Origin of the sequence: Amycolatopsis decaplanina DSM 44594, from assembly GCF_000342005.1 — a bacterium.
In the GTDB taxonomy this organism is placed as follows: domain Bacteria; phylum Actinomycetota; class Actinomycetes; order Mycobacteriales; family Pseudonocardiaceae; genus Amycolatopsis; species Amycolatopsis decaplanina.
On sequence record NZ_AOHO01000058.1, the window covers coordinates 127,724 to 146,446 of the forward strand.

An 18,723-nucleotide genomic window follows, 5' to 3' on the forward strand; every position below is an offset into this window, starting at 1 on the left:
TCCTTCCCTCGGCTCGGCCGAGGGAAGGAGTCCTTCACGCAAACCCCCTCCAGGAAGGAAAACCCCGGCATGAAGTGGGGAAAGCGAATAGGAACGGCCATCGTCGGCATGGCCGCCGTACTCGGCGTCGTCACGGCGCCCGCGCAGGCGGTCACGGCCGCGAGCATCAACGCCGCGCCGGACATCTCGCTCGCGAACATCAAGTCGCATCTGAACGCGTTGCAGACCATCGCCAACCAGAACGGCGGCAACCGGGCTTCCGGACGTTCGGGCTACACGGCGTCGGTGTCTTATGTGTCGCAGAAACTGCGAGACGCCGGCTACAACGTCACGCTGCAGACCTGCACCAGTTGCGCGGGTTCGAGCCAGAACATCGTCGCGGAATGGCCGCAGGGTGACGCCAGCCAGGTCATCATGCTCGGCGCGCACCTCGACAGCGTCAGCGCCGGCCCCGGCATCAACGACAACGGCTCGGGTTCGGCCTCGATCCTCGAAGTCGCGCTGACCTTGGCCCGCGAGAACCCCACGCTGGCCAAGCGGGTCCGCTTCGGCTGGTGGGCCGACGAGGAGTCGGGCCTCCGCGGGTCCAAGTTCTACGTCAGCAGCCTTCCGCAGGCCGAGCGCACGAAGATCAAGACCTACCTGAACTTCGACATGATCGGCTCCAGCAACTGGGGCTACTTCGTCTATGACGACGTGGCTTCGGTCAAGGCGGTGTTCGACGAGTACTTCACCTCGATCGGCATCCAGACCGAAGGCGACACCGAGGGCGACGGCCGTTCGGACCACGCGTCGTTCAAGAGCGCGGGCATCCCGGTCGGCGGTCTCGCGACCGGCGCCGGCTACACGAAGAGCGCCGCGCAGCAACAGAAATGGGGCGGCACCGCGGGCGCCCCGTTCGACAACTGCTACCACCGCGCCTGCGACACGACGTCCAACATCCCGGACACCCCGCTGGAGAAGAACAGCGACGCGATCGGTTACGCGCTCTGGAAGCTCGCCGTCGGCGCGCCGCAGGGCAACGACTTCTCGCTCGGCCTCTCCCCGACTTCGGGCACTGTCCAAGCAGGACAGTCGACGACCGTCACGGTCAACACCGCGACCACTTCCGGTTCGGCGCAGGCGGTTTCGCTGAGCGCCAGCGGTCTTCCCGCCGGGGCGACGGCGACGTTCAACCCGGCCTCGGTCCAGTCCGGCGCCTCCTCGACGCTCACCATCCAGACGTCGGCGAGCACGCCCAACGGCACCAGCACGATCACCGTGACCGGTGACGGGGCCTCGGTGGACCGTACGGCGCAGTACACGCTGACCGTCGGCGACGTCAGCGTGCGCACGTTCACCAACGGCACCGACTACGCGCTCAACGACTACGCCACGGTCAACAGCCCGATCACGTCCAGCGCGACGGGTACGGCGACGTCGCCGGTGAAGGTTTCGATCACCGGTACCCACACCTGCTCCGAAGACCTTCGCATCAGCCTGAAGGCTCCCGACGGCAGCACGTACTCGGTCAAGCCCACCGGCTACCTGCCCTGCACCGATCTCGGCACCAGGAATTACTCAGTCCCCGTGACCAACGAAGCCGCTTCCGGCACTTGGACACTCGTGGTCTACGACGCCTACTCCGGCGACACCGGCACGCTCGACAGCTGGACGATCACCGTCTGACCATCCGAATGGCGAGGGCCATCTCACGAGGGCACCCGGCCTCGTGAGATGGCCCTCGTGCGTGGGGGAGATTTCCGGACAACTCTTCGATATCTGGTCTAGACCACCCGATCGTCGGTAGCGCCACTCATGCACGGCGACCTATGTTGAGCCGAACGGCCGCTTCCTGTTCGTTCAAACCGCTTTCGAGATGGGAGCTGGGTATGTTCGGTCGCGTCTCACGGCTGCTCGCAATCACCGGCGCGGCGGTACTCGCCGTCACCACACTCGTCGTCCTGACCCCGGCACAGGCGTCGGTGGACGCCGAGGTCTGCGCGGTCAAATCGAAGCCCGCCGGCAAGGTCCTGCAAGGCTATTGGGAGAACTGGGACGGCGCTTCGAACGGCGTCCACCCGCCGCTGGGCTGGATCCCGATCACCGACGCCCGCATCAAGGCCAACGGTTACAACGTGATCAACGCGGCCTTTCCGGTCATCCTGTCCGACGGAACGGCCAAATGGGAGGATGGGATGGACGCGACTGTGAAGGTCGCGACCCCGTCCGAGATGTGCGCCGCCAAGGACGCGGGCGCGACGATCCTGATGTCCATCGGTGGCGCCACCGCGGGGATCGACCTGAACTCGGCCACCGTGGCGGACAAATTCGTCGCGACCATCGTGCCGATCCTGAAGAAGTACAACTTCGACGGGATCGACATCGACATCGAAACCGGCCTCACCGGCAACGGGAACATCAACACGCTTTCCGCGTCGCAGCAGAACCTCATCCGCATCATCGACGGCGTGCTCGCCGCGATGCCGCCGAACTTCGGGCTCACCATGGCACCCGAGACCGCTTACGTGACCGGCGGCAGCGTCGTCTACGGCTCGATCTGGGGCGCGTACCTGCCGATCATCAAGAAGTACGCGGACAACGGCAGGCTGTGGTGGCTGAACATGCAGTACTACAACGGAAGCATGTACGGCTGCTCCGGCGATTCGTACCAGGCCGGGACGGTTCAGGGCTTCGTCGCGCAGACCAACTGCCTCGACAAGGGCCTGGTGATCCAGGGCCAGACGATCCGCGTTCCCTACGACAAGCAGGCTCCGGGGCTGCCCGCGCAGGCGGGCGCCGGTGGCGGCTACATGTCACCGAGCCTGGTTTCCCAGGCGTACCGCAGCATTCCGGCGCTCAAGGGCCTGATGACCTGGTCGATCAACTGGGACGGTTCGCGGAACTGGACCTTCGGTCAGAACGTGAAGTCCCTGCAGGGCCGCTGAAAGGGCGCGAGTGAGTGATGGGCCTCGTGAGTGGTAAGGACGGTTTTAACCGTCCTTACCACTCACGAGCCGGTGCCCAGCGGGCGATCATCGGCGCGTTCGCCCGTATCGTTCTCGGTCATGGGCGAGGAGGTCGGCGGACGGCTGCGGCGGCTGCGCGCCGAACGGGGCCTCACCCAGCGCGAGCTCGCCGAACCGCACTACACCGCCGCGTACGTTTCGTCCGTCGAGACGGGCGCGCGGACGCCGTCGGGTGACGCGTTGCGCCATTTCGCCGCGCGGCTCGGAGTGGACACCGGCGAGCTGCTCGGTGTGACTTCGCCCCGCGACGACGTCCGGCTCGATCTGGAGATCGCGGCGGCCGCGACGGACTTCCTCGCGGGGAACGGTTCGGCTCCGAAGATGCGGCGGCTGGCGCGGCGGGCCGAGAAGATCGGCCGCGTCCGCCAGGCCGGACTCGCCTGGCTGTGGCTCGCGCGGTTCACCGAGGGTGCCACCCTGCCGCGGCTGGTGGCCGCCGCGGAAACCGCACTCGCCGACGACATCCCGCCGTACCGCGAACTGGCCGCCGCGCTGCGGGCGGACGTCCTGATCGGAAGGGGCGAGCCGCATCACGCGATGCACCTGCTCCGGACCGCGCTCGACGCGAGCCTCGACCGTCATCCGCATCCGGTGCTCCTGCTGACCCTGCACGGGTACCTCGCCGACGGACAGCTCCGCCTCGGCGAGACCGCACTGGCCGCGCATCACGCGGGCGAAGCGCTTCGGCTGGCTCGCGGCGGCGAGGAGATCCTGGCCGAGCTCGCCGAGAACCAGCGACGGCTGGTCGAGGCCTATCTCGACGAAGGGCGGGTGGCCGAGGCGGTCGTCGCCGTGTCGGTGCTGCACGACCTGCTCCACGAACGCGCCCTGCGGCCGGTGCTGGCCCGATGCCTGTTCGCGCGGGCGCTGATCCGGCGTGCTGACGACCTCGAAGGTGCTCTCGCGGACCTTCGCGCGTCACGAGCGGCTGCGCCCGATCACGCCGTCACGCTGGAACTCGCCGACGTCTGCCGCGTACTCGGTCGTCTCGACGATGCCGCCGCACTGCTCGCCGAAGCGGCCGAAGCCATCCCCGGGGACTCGCCGCTCTCCGCGTCACTCGCGTTCCAGCAGGGCTCGCTGGCACTGGCCCGCGGAGACCTCGAAGCAGCCGAAGCAGGCTTCGCGCACGCCATCGACGTAGCCGCTCTCCGCGACGCTCGCGGCGTCTTGGCCGCTTCAATCGACAAGGCGGGGGAACTCCTTCGCGATCAAGGGCGCTTCGAAGAGGCCGCGGACCTACTGCGGCGTGGTCTGCTCCTCCTCGGAGCCGAGGAGGACGTTCCACGGTGACCGAAGTGGACTTGGAAGACATCAGCGCTCGTTTGACAGGCCGATTCGGTGCCGACGCCGAAGGGTGGCTCGCCGGGGTTCCCGCCCTCGCCGCGCGGCTGGCCGCCCGTTGGGACTTCGTGCTCGGCGAGTTGTTCGACAGCGGAGCCTCGTCCGTCGTCCTGCGCTGCCGATGGTCCGACGGGACACCGGCGGTGCTCAAACTCAGCCCGGATGGGGCACTGTTGACCAAACAGCTCGAAATGCTGCGGGTGTTCGCGCCGTCGGGCCGGGTGCCCGCCGTCCTGGCCGCCGACGCGGACGCCGGCGCGATGGTGCTGGAGGAGATCCGGCCGGGCACCGCGGCCGAGGACCTGCCGCCGTCGACCCTGCCAGTGCGATGGGGAGAGCTGCTCACCGCGTTGCACGCCGTCGCCCCGCCCGCGGACTGGCCGTGGAGCCTGCGCGGGCGGTTCGAGGAGTCCTTCGACCGGATCGGCCGGAGGATCACCGAACCGGCCATCGCCGCCCGGATCGGCCCGGGCACCTGGCAGCGGGCGATCGAGCGCTGCGAGACGTTGCTGGACACGCAGGCCGACGTCGTGCTGCTCCACGGCGATCTGCATCCCGGCAACGTCCTGGACGGCGCGGCACGCGGCCTGATCGCGATCGACCCGAAGGCGTGCGTGGGTGATCCGTGCTTCGACGCCGTTGACTACGTGGTGGGCGGCGCCGGACGCGAAGGGGTCGAGGCCCGTTGTCACGTGGTGGCGAACGCGTGCGGGCTCGACGGGGACAGGTTGTATGCCTGGAGCCGCGTGATCGCCCCCATGTTCGCCATCGCGCACCTCACCTACGGCGGCCTGGAGCAGGCTCTCGACGAGCTGCTCACCCTGAGCCGCTGATCAGCCGAGGAATTCGCGCAGCACCGAAGCGACCTGCCGGATCTCGCCCGCCCGCACGTTTTCCTGCCGGGTGTGCGCCAGCGTCGGGTCGCCGGGACCGAAGTTCACCGCCGGAATCCCGAGAGCCGCGAAGCGCGCGACGTCGGTCCAGCCCAGCTTCGCGACCGCCTTGCCCCCTGCCGCGGCGACCAGTTCGGCCGCCGCAGGAGCGCTCAGCCCGGGCAATGCCCCTGGTGACAAGTCGACGATCTTGACGTCGTAACCCTCGAAGACCTCGCGAAGGTGCGCTTCGGCTTCCGCCGAAGAGCGGTCGGGCGCGAAGCGGTGGTTGATCGTGAGCACGGCCTCGTCCGGCACGACGTTGCCCGCGACACCGCCGCCGATCTTCGTGGCCTGCAAGCCCTCGCGGTAGGTGAGGCCGTCGATGTCGACCACGCGCGGCGTGTACTCGGCCAGCCTGCGCAGCGGTTCGGCGAGACCGTGGATCGCGTTGACGCCCATCCAGCCGCGCGCGGTGTGCGCCCGGACGCCTTCGACACGGATCTCGATCCGCATCGTGCCCTGGCAACCGCCCTCGATCCCGCCGTTCGACGGTTCGCCGAGGATCGCGAGGTCGGCTTGCAGCCACTCGGGCAGCTCGCGCTCGATGCGGCCGAGGCCGTTCTTCGTCGCTTCGATCTCTTCGCAGTCGTAAAACACGAAGGTGATGTCGTGCCTCGGCTCGCGGAGGGCGGCGGCGAGGTGCAGGAAGACGGCGTCCCCGCTCTTCATGTCGACGGTACCCAGGCCGTGCAGGATCTCGTCGTCACCGGTCCCCTCGCGGCGCACGGGCATGTTCTCGTTGACCGGAACGGTGTCGAGATGCCCGGCCAGCAGCACCCGCGAAGGGCGGCCGAGGTTCGTGCGGGCGAGGACCGCGTCACCGTTGCGGATCACCTCGAGATGCGGTGCCTGCGTCTGGAGCGCGGCCTGCACGGTGTCCGCGATGACCTTCTCCTCCTCCGAGACGCTGAAGATGTCCACCAGCGCGGCGGTGAGGTCGACGGGATCGGCGTGCAGATCGAGCGAAGGCATGCCCGCACCGTACCGCCGGGGGTCCGGGGCTACCGTGAAGGCGTGCGCACCAAAGCGATCCTGCTCGCCCTTCTCCTGGTACTCAGCGGCTGTGGATCGAATGAGGTCCCGGTGAAGGTCCGGCCGACCCAGAGCACCGCGCCGGACGTGCTGCCGATCAAGCTCAAGGCGCTGACCACCGACCAGTGTTATCTGGCGCCGGGGACCGAATCGCCCAAGGGCTGCCAGAAGTACGTCACCGAACTCTCCAGCGCCGCGGGCAGCATCCGCAAGCACCGCCCGGACCTGTCGTCGCACGCGGACGTCCTCGATCGCCCGATCTCCGCCTTCCGCACCGCGAACTGCCAGGACCAGGCGGCTCCCGGCGGCCCGTGCGGCCAGGCTCTCGCCGACATGGCGACGGCGCTGACCAGTGTGAAGAGCCTCGTCGGCGGCTGACGCGGGTCACTGGGTTACCGTTCAGGTCGTGAGCGAGCAGACCCCTGACCCCGAAACGACCGGCGCCACCGGCGTCGGACTGGCCACCGTCACGACCGACGGCACGGTGCTGGACACCTGGTTCCCGCTGCCCAAGCTGACCGAGTCCGCCGAAGGCAAGGCCGGCACGGTACGGCTGACCGCCGAAGAGGCCTCAGAGGCTCTCGGCGAGGCAGCCGCCGCCCAGCTCGGCCCGGACACCGACCGCGGTGTCGAGGTCGTCGCGGTCCGCACGACCATCGCCCGCCTCGCCGACGCCCCTGGTGACACGCACGACGTCTACCTGCGCCTTCACCTGCTGTCGCACCGTCTGGTCCGGCCGCACGGCGCGAGCCTCGACGGCATTTTCGGCCTGCTGGCGAACGTCGTGTGGACCAACCACGGGCCGTGTCCCGTCGAGGGCTTCGAGGCGACCAGGCTGCGGCTGCGGGGGCGCGGCAACGTCACCGTCTACGGCGTGGACAAGTTCCCGCGGATGGTGGACTACGTCGTGCCCAGCGGCGTCCGCATCGCCGACGCCGACCGCGCCCGCCTCGGCGCGCACCTGGCCAGCGGCACCACGGTCATGCACGAGGGCTTCATCAACTTCAACGCCGGCACGCTCGGCGCCTCGATGGTCGAGGGCCGGATCTCGGCGGGCGTCGTGGTCGGGGACGGCTCCGACGTCGGCGGCGGCGCATCGATCATGGGCACGCTGTCCGGCGGCGGCAAGGAGACCATCTCGATCGGCGAGCGCTGCCTGATCGGCGCGAACGGCGGCGTCGGCATCTCGCTCGGCGACGACTCGGTCGTCGAAGCGGGCCTGTACGTCACGGCCGGCACGAAGGTGACCTTCGAGGGCAAGGTCGTGAAGGCGCTGGAGCTGTCCGGCATCTCGGGCGCGGTGTTCCGGCGGAATTCCGGGACCGGCGCCGTCGAGGTCGTCGCGCGCACCGGCGTCGGCATCGAGCTGAACGCGGCCCTGCACGCCAACTGACCTGCGAAAAGAGAGCAAGGGACCTTTGCTACCGCCTGGGTCCGGCGGGGTCCGGCGGGTGTCGCGAAAGCCACTTTCGCGACGTCTGATGTCCCGAAAGTGGCTTTCGCGACATGCCCGGCTGCGTCACCCGAAGACCTGACCTGCGAAAAGAGAGCAAGGGACCTTTGCTACCACTCTCCCCCGGGGAGCGGTAGCAAAGGTCCCTTGCTTCTCTCACGACCTGGACCACCTTGCCTGTTCACCTAGAATTCATCTTGTGACAGCCGAGGCCCTGCCGCGCAAGAACGTCCCTTCGACCACTCCGGCCGCGCTCGGGCTCGGCGACCGCCCCGCGAAAGCCGGGCCGGGCGATCCGGCGGCCACCCACGTCCGGGTCAAACTCGACATCGAGATCCGCGCGCTCCTCGCGCACGAGCCGGGCACCAAATCCGGTGCCGACCCTGAAGACCTGCACCAGATGCGGGTCGCGCTGCGCCGCATGCGAAGCGTCCTCAAGCTCTCGGGCCGCCTCGTCGGCCCGGACGCCGAGCCTGTGCGCGCCGAACTCGGCTGGCTCGGCCAATCCCTCGGCGACGTCCGCGATTACGACGTCTTGATCGGGCATCTCCGCGAGGTCGTCGCCGAATTCGAGGTGCGCGACCAACCGGCCGCGCGCCGTCTGGTCTCGAAGTTCGTCACCGAACGCGGTGTCGCGAAGCGGCGGCTCACCCGCGCGCTCGCCAGCCCCCGGTACGCCTCGATGCTGCAGGACATCGGCCGTCTCGCCCGGCAGCCAGCCGCCGAGGAGCCCGCCTCCGAGGCCGACCCGACCTCGGCCGATCTCGTCGCCGGTCTCGCGAAGCCGCATCGAAAGCTCGCGAAGGCGGTGAAGGCGCTTCCCGCCGATCCTCCGGACGACGACCTTCACGCGCTTCGCATCTACGGCAAGAAACTCCGCTACGCCGCCGAGATGGCCAAGCCCGCCGCGAAGAAGAAGCAAGCGGAGCGCATCCAACGGCTGATCAAAGCCACGAAGAACTTCCAGACCGTCCTCGGCGACCACCAGGACGCTTGCGTCGCCGCCGATCGGATGCGCGGCGTCGTGGCCTCCGTCGACCCCGAGGTCGCCTTCATCGCGGGCCGGGTCGCGGAGAAGGAACTGCTGCGCCGCGCCGAGGTCCGTGCCGTGTGGCGCGACGTCTGGGCCGAGGTCGACGAGGCCGCTCAGGCGGTGAGCCCGCGGATGTAGCCGTCCGGGCGAATCGACACCTGCCGCCCGTTCCCGGCTTCATACGCGGCGAAGGCATGCCCGCCGACGTCCTCGAAGTCCACATCGGACAGCGGGCTGCCCGCGGGCAGGATCCGCCGCGCGCCTTCGGGCGCTGGGCCGTCGCCGAACACCAGCACCGTCGCCCGCGGGCCGCGCAGCAGTTCGAACAGCCGGACTGACTTGCCGTTCGCGTCCTTCAGCGGCGCGTCCGGGGCGCGGTCGCCGGGCCGGATCCGGCCGGTCGCCGCGGGCGCGAGCGGGCCGCCGCGGTAGCCGATGTCGAGCTGACGCGTGTTCTCGCCGCGCTCGTGCGCGTCATCCGCGCCCTCTTTGTACTTCTCGAGGATTTCAGTGCTGATCTTCAGCACTCGCGCGGCGACCCCGCGCCTCTCGGACTCGTAGCTGTCGAGCAGCTCCGGTGAACCGTCGGCGAGCTTCCAGCCCAGGTTGTACGCGTCCTGGACGCCGGTGTTGAGTCCCTGCCCACCGGTCGGCGGGTGGACGTGCGCGGCGTCGCCGGCGAGGAACACCCGCCCGTCCCGGAAACGCCCGGCGAGCCGGATGTTGGGCCGCCACACCGTCGACCAGGCGAGATCGTGCAACCGGACCCCACCGCCGGACAGCTCGTCGAGCCGGGACTGCAACGTGTCGAGCGACGCCTCGACCTCCTCCTCGCCCAGCGGCGCGCCGAACTGGAAGTGCGGGACGCCGGGCAGCGGTGTTAGCACGATCCCCGACATCGGATCCTCAGGCTTCGCGAACCAATGCCCGTACGCGCGATCGAGCCCCTCGGCCTGGACATCGCCCAGCAGCATGCGGACCGATTCGTCGGTGGTGCCCTCGAACGCGATCCCCAGCGCCTTGCGCACGAAGCTCTTCCCGCCGTCCGCGCCGACGAGGTACTCGACCCGGACCCGCTCGCCCGGCAGCTCGGCGGTCACACCGTCCGCGTCCTGCTCGAAGCCGAGCAGCGGGGTGCCGAGCTCGACCTGGACACCGAATTCGGCGAGCCGGTCGCGCAGGATCCCTTCGGTCCGCGACTGGCCGAGGAAGAAACCGTTCGGATACGGCACGTCCGGGGTCGGTTCGACGAGTTCGGCCATCATCCGCTCCCCGACGACCTCACCGCCCAAGTGGATTCGCATCGGCACCGGCGCCTGCCCGGCTGCCAGCACCGCGTCCAGCACGCCGAGGTCCTCGAAGACCTCCAGCGTGCGCGGCTGCAGGCCGTCTCCGCGTGAGCCCTCGAAGAACGTCTCGGCCTTCTCCACGATCCGCACGCCGACGCCGCGGCGTGCGAGGTCGATGGCCAGCGTGAGCCCGGTCGGCCCGGCTCCCGCGATCAGCACCTCGGTCATCTCTCCTCCAGTGAATGCATATTCAGTGAATATAGATTCAGCTTGACCGTTGCTAGCCTTCCGTGTCAAGGAGGTGCCGATGACGGCGACGAGCCGCAAGGAGAAGGCGGCGGAGACCGAGGCCGCGCTCAAGGAGGCGGCGAAGCGCGTTTTCGCGGCGAAGGGGTACTTGAACACCAAGATCACCGACATCACGGCGGAAGCCGGACGTGCCGCGGGTTCGTTCTACAACCACTTCGCGAGCAAGGAAGAACTGCTCGAAGCACTCCTCGCGGACCTCGCGGCGGCGAGCGACGTCAACGCGGCCTCACCGGAGCACAAGGCCGACTTCACCGACCCGGAAGCCGTGCGCTGGCACGTCCGCGAGTACTGGAACTTCCATCGCGACAACGCCGCGACGATGCTCGCGCTGCGCCAGGCCGCGATGGTCAGCGACGACTTCGCGCGCACCTACGCGCGCTTCGGTGCCGATCAGGCGGCCGACATCCTCGACCACCTCGGATACATCACCGCGGCGGGTATGGAACTGCCGGCGTCGGAACGGCTCTCGCTCGCGATGATGGGCGAACTGGTCAACGGTTTCGCGCACACGTGGCTGCTGGACCCGTCATCGGTCTCCGAAGAGGAAGCCATCGAGGCGCTGACGCGGTTCGCCTACCGGGGCTTCACGGGCCGCGACGTGGGCTGAAGGGGCCCATGGCCGCATCCGACGCGACGAAGGGCGCTTTCACCGCGTCGGATGCGGGGAAAGTCCCCTTCAGCCCGCGCCGCGATCAGGAAGCGAGCCGCTCCACGGCCGCGTCGATGCGCTCGTCCGTCGCCGTCAAGGCGATCCGGACGTGGTTCCCGCCGGTCGGCCCGTAGAACGTGCCCGGCGCGGCGAGGATGCCGCGCTCGGCGAGCCAGTCGACCGTGTCGAGCGCGGATTCGCCGCGTGTGGACCAGAGATACAGCCCCGCCTCGGAATGCGAGATCTCGAAACCGCTGTCCAGCAGCGCCTTCCGCAGCACCAGCCGGCGGCGCGCGTAGCGTTCCCGTTGCACGGCAAGCGCCTCGTCGTCCCGCAGCGCGGCGACCATGGCCTCCTGCACCGGCCGCGGCACGATCAGCCCGGAGTGCTTGCGGATCTCCAGCAACCCGGCGACGAGCTTCGGGTCACCGGTGACGAACCCGGCGCGGTAGCTGGCGAGGTTCGCGGACTTCGACAGTGAGTGGACGGCCAGCAGACCGTCGAGGGAGCCGCCGTGCACGGAGGGGTGCAGGATCGACACGGGCTCGCTTTCCCAGCCCAGCGCCAGGTAACACTCGTCGGAGACCACGACGACATCGCGTTCCCGCGCCCATTCGACGACCTTGCGCAGGTGGTCGACCCCGAGTACGCGCCCGGTCGGGTTGGACGGCGAGTTGATCCACAGCATCGAAGGCCGCTGCGGACCGAGCGCGAAAGTGCTGTCCGCGCGCAGCAGGGAAGCACCCGCCAGCAGCACCCCGACCTCGTAGGTCGGATACGCCACCTTGGGGATGACGACGAGGTCACCGGGGCCGAACCCCAGTTGCCGCGGCAGCGAGGCGACCAGCTCCTTCGAACCGATCGTCGGCAGCACGGCCGCTTCGGGAATACCCTCGATACCGTGCCGCCGCGAAAGCGAGTCGATCGCGGCGGCCCTGAGCTCGGGGATCCCGTGCGTGGTCGGATACCCCGGGATCTCCGACACGGACGCGAGCGCCGCGCGGATGCTCTCGGGGACCGGGTCCACCGGCGTGCCGATCGACAGGTCGACGATGCCGCCGGGATGCGCCTGGGCCTTTGCCTTGGCTTCAGCGAGGGAGTCCCAGGGGAAATCAGGAAGAGCGACCCGGCTCATTCGCCCTGCGGGGGAAGAGCCTTGATGAAGGCGGGGTCGTGGCTGGTCTTGCCGACCTTGGAGGCACCGCCGGGCGAGCCGAGCTCGTCGAAGAAGTCGACGTTGGCCTTGGTGTAGGCGTTCCACTCGTCGGGGACGTCGTCCTCGTAGTAGATCGCCTCGACGGGACAGACCGGCTCGCAGGCACCGCAGTCGACGCATTCGTCCGGGTGGATGTACAGCATGCGGTCACCCTCGTAGATGCAATCCACGGGGCACTCGTCGATACACGCCTTGTCGAGCACGTCGACGCAGGGCTCGGCGATCACGTAGGTCACTGCGTACTCCTGCTTATCTCTGCTTCACCAGTCTTCAACGGACATTACGCGCCCACGGGCGCGACCGGCCCGCTTAGGCCACCCTTATCCGTAGGCCGGATATGGGCTTTCAGCGGTCTTTCCGGCGCGGCGGCGGAGTGGCCCTGCTGTCCCCGGTGATGACGAACTTCGGTGCGGCGGGCTTCGCCGCTTCCGCGTCCTGCTCGACGGCCTTTTCCGCGCCCAACGCCCGGTTGAAGCCGTCAGAGATCTCGCGGACCAGGTCTTCGTTGTGCCTGTCGTCCTTGCGCGCGATGCTCATCGGGGTCCCTCCACTGCCTTCCTTGGCACAATCTAACCGTGAACAGTGCGGAAATGCTCGAGCTCACCTGTAGTCAGGCTTGGACTCCCCTGACGGAGAGCCGGATCGGCGACTGGAGGCTGCGCTGGGCGGGCGGGTTCACCGCCCGCGCCAACAGCGCCCTGGCGATCGGTGACCCGGGAAAACCGCTGCCAGAGGCCCTGCGGGCCGTCTGCGACTTCGCCCTCGATCATGCCATCCCGCCGGTCGTTCAGGTGATCCAGAACACGTCCACCGAAGCCGCCATCTCGGCGCACGGCTGGGTCCACTATGTGGAACACCGCCCCGCGCACGAGGTTCGCCTGCTGACGGGGCCACTATCGCGAGGGACCTCGGCGGGAGCGGTGATTCTCGACGAGCCGACGTCCGGATGGTGGGAAATGACGGCGGGCAGCGCCGAGCCACCGGAGGCGCCGCGGCATGTCCTCGGCACCGGCAAGGTCGGCTTCGGGATCGTGGAAGCGGACGGCGTCACGGCCGGGGCGGTCCGCGGCGCGATCGTCGGCGAGTGGCTGCACATCGCCCGTTTGGAGGTACGGCCGGAGTTCCGGCGGCGGGGACTGGCACGCGGGCTGATGAACGCCGTGGGCACATGGGGCGCCGGCCAGGGCGCGACCGGGATGCTGCTGCAGGTCGCCGTGGCGAATTCCGGCGCGCTGAAGCTGTACGAGAGCCTGGGCTGTACGGAGCACCACAGGTACCGCTACTGGGCCCCGGGTCCCGGCGCGTGCGAGGATCGCCCGTCGTGAAGGTCGTCATTTTGGTCGGCGGAGTGGGCGGGGCCCGCTTCCTGCTGGGCGTCAAGCAAGCACTGGGTCTGCCCGCGACCGGTTCCGCGCCGGAATCGCCGCATGAGGTGACCGCGCTGGTGAACACCGGGGACGACGTGTGGATGCACGGTCTGCGCATCTGCCCGGACCTGGACACCTGCATGTACACCCTCGGCGGAGGGATCGACACCGACCGCGGCTGGGGCCACGCCGGCGAGACCTGGACGGTCAAGGAGGAGCTCGCCGCCTATGGCGCCGAGCCGACCTGGTTCGGTTTGGGCGACAAGGACATCGCGACCCATCTCATCCGTTCGCGGATGCTGCGCGCGGGCTATCCGCTGTCACAGGTCACCGAGGCGCTGTGCGATCGCTGGCAGCCGGGCGTGCGCCTGCTGCCGATGTCGGACGACCGCGTCGAAACGCATGTCGTGATCGACGACCCCGACTCGGACACAGCTTCGGACCAGCGCAAGGCGATCCACTTCCAGGAGTGGTGGGTGCGCTACCGCGCCGAGCCGAAGGCGCATTCGATCATCGCCGTCGGCGCCGACGAGGCCAAGCCGGCGCCGGGGGTACTCGACGCGATCGCGGCCGCCGACATCGTGCTGTTCGCGCCGTCCAATCCGGTGGTCTCGGTGGGCACGACGCTCGGCGTCCCGGGAATCCGCGACGCGCTGCGGAAGACGCGCGCCAAGGTCGTCGGCGTCTCGCCGATCATCGGCGGGAAGGCGTTGCGCGGTATGGCCGACGCGTGCCTGAGCGCGATCGGCGTGGAGACCTCCGCCGAGGCCGTCGGGCGGCATTACGGTTCCCGCAAGGAATCTCCGGAGGGCGTGCTCGACGGCTGGCTGGTCGCCGAGGGGGAAACCGTCGACGTGCCGGGCGTCGCCGTCCGAGATGTGCCCCTGCTGATGTCCGATGTGGACGCGACCGCGGCGATGGTGCGCGCGGCCTTCGACCTGGCCGGAGTTTCTGTTGCCTGACGAAAAACTGCCTGACCATGCTTCCGCGAAGATCGAGATCCTGCCGGTCGAAGGGCTGCCGGAGTTCCGTCCCGGCGACGACCTGACCGGGGCCATCGTCGAGGCGGCCCCGTGGCTGCGTTCGGGCGACGTCCTGGTCGTGACGAGCAAGATCGTCTCCAAGGCCGAAGGCATGCTGATCCGCGTCCCGGCCGATCCGGAGGAGCGCGACGCCGCCCGGCGCAAGCTCGTCGAGGAGGAGTCCGTCCGCGTGATCGCGCGGATCAACCGGACGGTGATCACCGAGAACAAGCTCGGCATCGTGCAGGCGGCGTCCGGCGTGGACGCGTCGAACGTGGCCTCCGGTGAGGTCGCGTTGCTCCCGTCCGATCCGGACGCCTCCGCGCTCGCGCTGCGGAACGGGCTGCGGGAACGGCTCGGTGTCGAGGTCGCGGTCGTGGTCACCGACACGATGGGCCGCGCGTGGCGGGTCGGCCAGACCGACGCCGCGATCGGCGCGTCCGGTCTGCGGGTGCTGCATTCGTACGCGGGCGAGGTCGACAGCCAGGGCAACGAACTCGCCGTCACCGAGGTGGCGATCGCCGACGAACTCGCCGCCGCGGCGGATCTGGTCAAGGGCAAGCTCGGCGGGACGCCGGTCGCCGTCGTGCGCGGCCTTCGGCTGACCGACGACGGTTCGACCGCCCGCAAACTGCTCCGGCCGGTCGAGGAGGACCTGTTCCGTCTCGGCACCAACGAATCCATCGCCCAAGGCCGCCGGGAAGCCGTGCTCGCGCGGCGTTCGATCCGGTCGTTCACCGGCGAACCGGTCGATCCCGAGGTGCTGCGCCGAGCGGTCGGGACGGCGCTGACGGCGCCCGCGCCGCACCACACGAAGCCGGTCCGGTTCGTGTGGCTGCGCGAGGAAGGCTTGCGCCGCAAGCTTCTCGACGCGATGAAGGCGTCGTGGCAGGCCGATCTCGAAGGCGACGACTTCACGCCTGAACAGGTCGCGAAGCGGCTCAGCCGCGGCGACATCCTGTACAACGCGCCCGAAGTCGTGGTGCCGTTCCTCGTCGCCGAGGGCGCGCACACCTACCGCGACGACCGCCGGAACGCTTGTGAGCACACGATGTTCACCGTCGCCGGTGGTGCGGCCGTGCAGGGTCTGCTGGTCGCGCTCGCCGCCGAAGACCTCGGCTCGTGCTGGATCGGGTCGACCATCTTCGCGGCGGACATCGTGCGCGACGTCCTCGGCCTGGACGAGCACTGGGAGCCGCTCGGCGCGGTCGCGATCGGACATCCCGCCGCCCTCCCGCCCGCGCGCGGTCCCGTCGAACCCGGTGAAGGACTTCTCGAACTGTGACCCTGCACGACGACGTTGTGTCCACTTTGTCCGGTTGGCGACCGGTGGACGCCGCCCAGGAATCCCTGCGACAGGCCTATCTCGGCTTCCTCGCCGCCCGCGACGACGTCTGCCGTCGCGAATGCGCGGCCGGGCACATCACCGCGTCGGCCGTCCTTCTCGACGCCGACGCGGAGAACGTGCTGCTCACCCTGCATCCGCGAGTCGGGCGCTGGTTGCAGCTCGGCGGGCATTGCGAACCCGGAGACCCGACGCTCACGGAGGCCGCTCTTCGTGAGGCCCGCGAGGAATCCGGCATCGAGGACCTCGTGATCGACCCGGCCCCGGTGCATCTCGACGTCCACCCGATCACGTGCTCGCTCGGCGTGCCGACCCGGCATTTCGACGTGCGTTTCGTGGTGCGCGCACCACGGGGAGCACAACCGGTCCAAAGCGACGAATCGGACGATCTTCGTTGGTGGCCGGTGAATTCCCTGCCGAAAGGGTCGGAAGATCTCGCCGAACTGATGGAAGCCGCCGTGCCCGCGGCTCCCGGCCGTTAGGGTGTCGGCTGACGTCCTGAAGGGGGAATGATGCTGACGACGCTGACGCCATACCTGGACCGGGTCCGGGTCCACAGCAGCGGGGACGGTGACGGCGCCGGCTGGGTCCTGCTGATCCTGGCGATCATCATTGTCATCATCGTGATCGTGGTGATCATCGTGAAGGTCAACCAGGCGAAGAAGCCGCCGATGACCTTCCCCCAGAACCCGAACTTCGGCGGTGGCGGCCCGGCTCCCGGTTTCCCTCCGCCTCCCCCGCCCGCCGGTGGCCCCGCCCCGCAGGGCAACTGGCAGCAGCAGCCCGGTTTCCCTCCGCCTCAGCCCGGTTTCGGCCAGGCACCCGGCTTCCCGCCGCCCCCTGCCCCGGCCCCGGCGGGTTTTCCGCCGCCGCCCGGCGCCCCGGCGCCCAACCCGTTCGGCGCGTCCCAGCCGCCCATGCCCGCGCCCGGTTTCCCGCCGCCTCCTCCGCAGGCCGGACCGCCGATCGACGGCAGCGCGGACCGCACGCAGGTCGTGTCCCCGCAGCAGCAGGCGGCCGCCGACCGCACCCAGGTCGTCTCGCCCGCGGGCGCCGACCGGACGCAGGTAGTGCCCGGCGGCGCCGGTGACGCCACCCAGGTCGTGCCCGGTGGCGGCGGCGATCGCACCCAGGTGGTCCCGCCCAGCCAGTAACCCCAGCAGGGAGAAACCGCATGGTCAGGGTCGACCCGAACTCCTCGGTCCCGCCCTTCGAACAGGTCCGCACCGCCTACGCGGAGCGGATCAACGACGGCACGCTGCCCGTCGGGGCGAAACTCCCGACCGTACGGAAACTCGCCGAAGACCTCGGCATCGCCCCGAACACGGTCGCCAAGGCCTACCGCGAACTCGAAGAAGCGGGCCTGATCGAGACCCGCGGCAGGGCGGGGACGTTCGTGAGCGCCGTCGGCGACGAGACCCGCGAGCGGGCGAGGCAGGCGGCCGCCGACTACGCCGCGCTGACCAGGAAGCTGGGTCTCGGCCGCGACGAGGCCAAGGCGATCATCGACGCCGCGCTGGGCACCTCGTGAGTGGTAAGGACGGTTAGAACCGTCCTTACCACTCACGAGGATCATCGACCGGTTAACCTCACGGAATGGGAGTCTCCGTGTTGATGCTGCTGATCATCGTCCTGTTCCTCGCCGCCGTCGGCGTGGGGATCTTCTTCCTGGTGAAAACGCTCAGCAAGCCGAAACCCCCGGTGTACCCACCGCAGCAGTACCCGCCCCACGTCCCGCACCAGCAGTATCCTCAGCAGCCGCCGCAGTACCCGAGCCAGCAGCAGACCTACCCGCCGCAGGGCTGGGGAAACTAGGCCGTCACATCGCGCGGTAGTCGCGGAGTTCGATCTTCGGCCCGAACCTCGGACGGCGGAATCCGGCCGTCGACAGATAGCGCACCGCGCGCTGCCGCTGCGGCGAATACGGTGCCAGCACCTCGGACATCCCGACGTCGTCGAGTTTCGTGCCGACGAGCGCGTGCCCGACCATCGACGGGATGTTGTAATCGCCGAAGCTCACCGCGTCCGGGTCTCCCCAGGCGCGTTGCGCGACCTCCGCGGCGGTCCACACACCGATGCCGGGCACCTTCCGCAGCCAGGCCCGGCCTTCGACACCCTTCAGTTCGACGGCCTTCTCCAGCCGCGGCGCGACGCGGGCCGCGGCGATCAGCGTCGTCCGCCGTTTCAGGTCCACCCCGGCGCGATGCCATTTCCAGTCCACAATGGATCGGATGGCGACCGGTGTCGGCGGCACGCGCAGCCGTGACGGCCCCGGCCCTGGCGCCTGCTCCCCGAACCAGCGGCACAGTTCACCCCACGATCGCAGGGCCTCCGCGCTGGTCACCTTCTGTTCCAGCACGGCGAGCACCAGCGCGTCCCACACCCGGCCGGTCGAGCCGAGGCGCAGCCCCGGGTTCCGGCGCCGCGCCGACGCGATGACGTCGTGGTGCGCGACGAATCCGGAGTCGTCGTCGTGCGCGCCCAGCATCGCCGGGACGCCTTCCAGCAGCCTGTCCGCGCCGGGGCCCCAGGCCTCCGCCTCGATCTCGCCGTCCGCGCGCCGCAGCAGCGCGAGCGTGCCCGCGCCGTCCGCGGTGTTGGCGGCCAGCCAGGTGACCCCGCCCTCGGTGCGGACGACGTTGGGCGAACGCGACCCACGGCTCAGCGGACCCAGCACCGTGTCCAGGTCCAGCTCGAAGGCAGGACGGAATCGCACACGCT

21 protein-coding genes are annotated in these 18,723 nt (G+C 69.4%); 15 read left to right on the top strand and 6 right to left on the bottom strand.

What is annotated here, in order from left to right; genetic code table 11:
• Positions 1-69: 69 nt before the first annotated feature.
• The 4 genes from H074_RS19900 (at position 70) to H074_RS19915 (ending at position 5,185) form a co-directional block, all read left to right on the top strand.
• A complete protein-coding gene (locus H074_RS19900; RefSeq protein ID WP_039922924.1) occupies positions 70-1,668 on the top strand; it encodes a M28 family peptidase in 1,599 nt (532 codons plus the stop codon).
• Between the two features lie 203 nt (positions 1,669-1,871).
• Positions 1,872-2,927, top strand: a complete 1,056-nt coding sequence (locus tag H074_RS19905) for a chitinase (RefSeq protein ID WP_007031850.1) — start codon at positions 1,872-1,874, stop codon at positions 2,925-2,927.
• Positions 2,928-3,047: 120 nt separating this feature from the next.
• A complete protein-coding gene (locus tag H074_RS19910; RefSeq protein ID WP_007031851.1) occupies positions 3,048-4,301 on the top strand; it encodes a helix-turn-helix domain-containing protein in 1,254 nt (417 codons plus the stop codon).
• Complete coding sequence (locus H074_RS19915) at positions 4,298-5,185, top strand: aminoglycoside phosphotransferase family protein (protein WP_007031852.1); 888 nt, start codon at positions 4,298-4,300, stop codon at positions 5,183-5,185. The genes H074_RS19910 and H074_RS19915 overlap by 4 nt, the downstream gene beginning before the upstream one ends.
• Here the strand turns inward: H074_RS19915 and dapE are convergent, their stop codons facing one another.
• Complete coding sequence (gene dapE, locus H074_RS19920) at positions 5,186-6,259, bottom strand: succinyl-diaminopimelate desuccinylase (protein ID WP_007031853.1); 1,074 nt, start codon at positions 6,257-6,259, stop codon at positions 5,186-5,188.
• 42 nt (positions 6,260-6,301) lie between these two features.
• Between dapE and H074_RS19925 the strand changes: the two genes are divergently transcribed.
• From H074_RS19925 to H074_RS19935, 3 genes are all read left to right on the top strand, one after another.
• A complete protein-coding gene (locus H074_RS19925; protein WP_007031854.1) occupies positions 6,302-6,697 on the top strand; it encodes a hypothetical protein in 396 nt (131 codons plus the stop codon).
• 28 nt (positions 6,698-6,725) lie between these two features.
• A complete protein-coding gene (dapD, locus tag H074_RS19930) occupies positions 6,726-7,712 on the top strand; it encodes a 2,3,4,5-tetrahydropyridine-2,6-dicarboxylate N-succinyltransferase (protein ID WP_007031855.1) in 987 nt (328 codons plus the stop codon).
• A 259-nt stretch (positions 7,713-7,971) separates the two neighbouring features.
• Entirely contained in the window at positions 7,972-8,943 is a 972-nt protein-coding gene (locus H074_RS19935) for a CHAD domain-containing protein (protein WP_007031856.1), read from the top strand.
• Here the strand turns inward: H074_RS19935 and H074_RS19940 are convergent.
• The gene (locus H074_RS19940) at positions 8,919-10,322 is read right to left on the bottom strand and encodes an FAD-dependent monooxygenase (RefSeq protein WP_007031857.1); all 1,404 of its coding nucleotides are present in this window, start codon (positions 10,320-10,322) and stop codon (positions 8,919-8,921) included. The genes H074_RS19935 and H074_RS19940 overlap by 25 nt on opposite strands.
• 79 nt (positions 10,323-10,401) lie before the next feature.
• Here H074_RS19940 and H074_RS19945 point away from each other — a divergent pair, with 79 nt between their 5' ends.
• The gene (locus H074_RS19945) at positions 10,402-11,010 is read left to right on the top strand and encodes a TetR/AcrR family transcriptional regulator (RefSeq protein ID WP_007031858.1); all 609 of its coding nucleotides are present in this window, start codon (positions 10,402-10,404) and stop codon (positions 11,008-11,010) included.
• Between the two features lie 85 nt (positions 11,011-11,095).
• Here H074_RS19945 and dapC read toward each other — a convergent pair whose 3' ends face one another.
• The 3 genes from dapC to H074_RS19960 form a co-directional block, all read right to left on the bottom strand.
• Positions 11,096-12,187 carry a succinyldiaminopimelate transaminase gene (gene dapC / locus H074_RS19950; RefSeq protein WP_007031859.1) on the bottom strand — a complete coding sequence of 364 codons (1,092 nt, stop codon included), beginning with the start codon at positions 12,185-12,187 and terminating at the stop codon, positions 11,096-11,098.
• A complete protein-coding gene (fdxA, locus tag H074_RS19955) occupies positions 12,184-12,504 on the bottom strand; it encodes a ferredoxin (RefSeq protein WP_007031860.1) in 321 nt (106 codons plus the stop codon). Before fdxA ends, dapC begins: the two co-directional genes overlap by 4 nt.
• Before the next feature lie 109 nt (positions 12,505-12,613).
• Entirely contained in the window at positions 12,614-12,805 is a 192-nt protein-coding gene (locus tag H074_RS19960; RefSeq protein ID WP_007031861.1) for a hypothetical protein, read from the bottom strand.
• 53 nt (positions 12,806-12,858) lie between these two features.
• Between H074_RS19960 and H074_RS19965 the strand changes: the two genes are divergently transcribed.
• From H074_RS19965 to H074_RS19995, 7 genes are all read left to right on the top strand, one after another.
• Positions 12,859-13,593: a GNAT family N-acetyltransferase gene (locus H074_RS19965; protein WP_007031862.1), complete on the top strand. Its 735-nt coding sequence runs from the start codon at positions 12,859-12,861 to the stop codon at positions 13,591-13,593.
• Positions 13,590-14,597 (top strand): 2-phospho-L-lactate transferase, encoded by a 1,008-nt coding sequence (cofD, locus tag H074_RS19970; protein ID WP_007031863.1) that lies wholly within the window; start codon positions 13,590-13,592, stop codon positions 14,595-14,597. The genes H074_RS19965 and cofD overlap by 4 nt, the downstream gene beginning before the upstream one ends.
• 7 nt (positions 14,598-14,604) lie before the next feature.
• Entirely contained in the window at positions 14,605-15,942 is a 1,338-nt protein-coding gene (locus H074_RS19975) for a coenzyme F420-0:L-glutamate ligase (RefSeq protein WP_039923015.1), read from the top strand.
• Entirely contained in the window at positions 15,939-16,484 is a 546-nt protein-coding gene (locus H074_RS19980; protein WP_007031865.1) for an NUDIX hydrolase, read from the top strand. The genes H074_RS19975 and H074_RS19980 overlap by 4 nt, the downstream gene beginning before the upstream one ends.
• 30 nt (positions 16,485-16,514) lie before the next feature.
• Positions 16,515-17,156, top strand: a complete 642-nt coding sequence (locus tag H074_RS19985; RefSeq protein WP_235096818.1) for a hypothetical protein — start codon at positions 16,515-16,517, stop codon at positions 17,154-17,156.
• Positions 17,157-17,176: 20 nt separating this feature from the next.
• On the top strand, positions 17,177-17,533 hold the full coding sequence (locus H074_RS19990) for a GntR family transcriptional regulator (protein WP_007031867.1): 357 nt from the start codon (positions 17,177-17,179) through the stop codon (positions 17,531-17,533).
• Between the two features lie 65 nt (positions 17,534-17,598).
• Positions 17,599-17,817, top strand: coding sequence for a hypothetical protein (locus tag H074_RS19995; RefSeq protein ID WP_039922927.1), 219 nt, complete (start codon positions 17,599-17,601; stop codon positions 17,815-17,817).
• Between the two features lie 4 nt (positions 17,818-17,821).
• On the opposite strand, the gene H074_RS20000 is transcribed toward H074_RS19995, so the two are convergent.
• On the bottom strand, positions 17,822-18,718 hold the full coding sequence (locus H074_RS20000) for a DNA-3-methyladenine glycosylase family protein (RefSeq protein ID WP_007031869.1): 897 nt from the start codon (positions 18,716-18,718) through the stop codon (positions 17,822-17,824).
• Between the last annotated feature and the right edge of the window lie 5 nt (positions 18,719-18,723).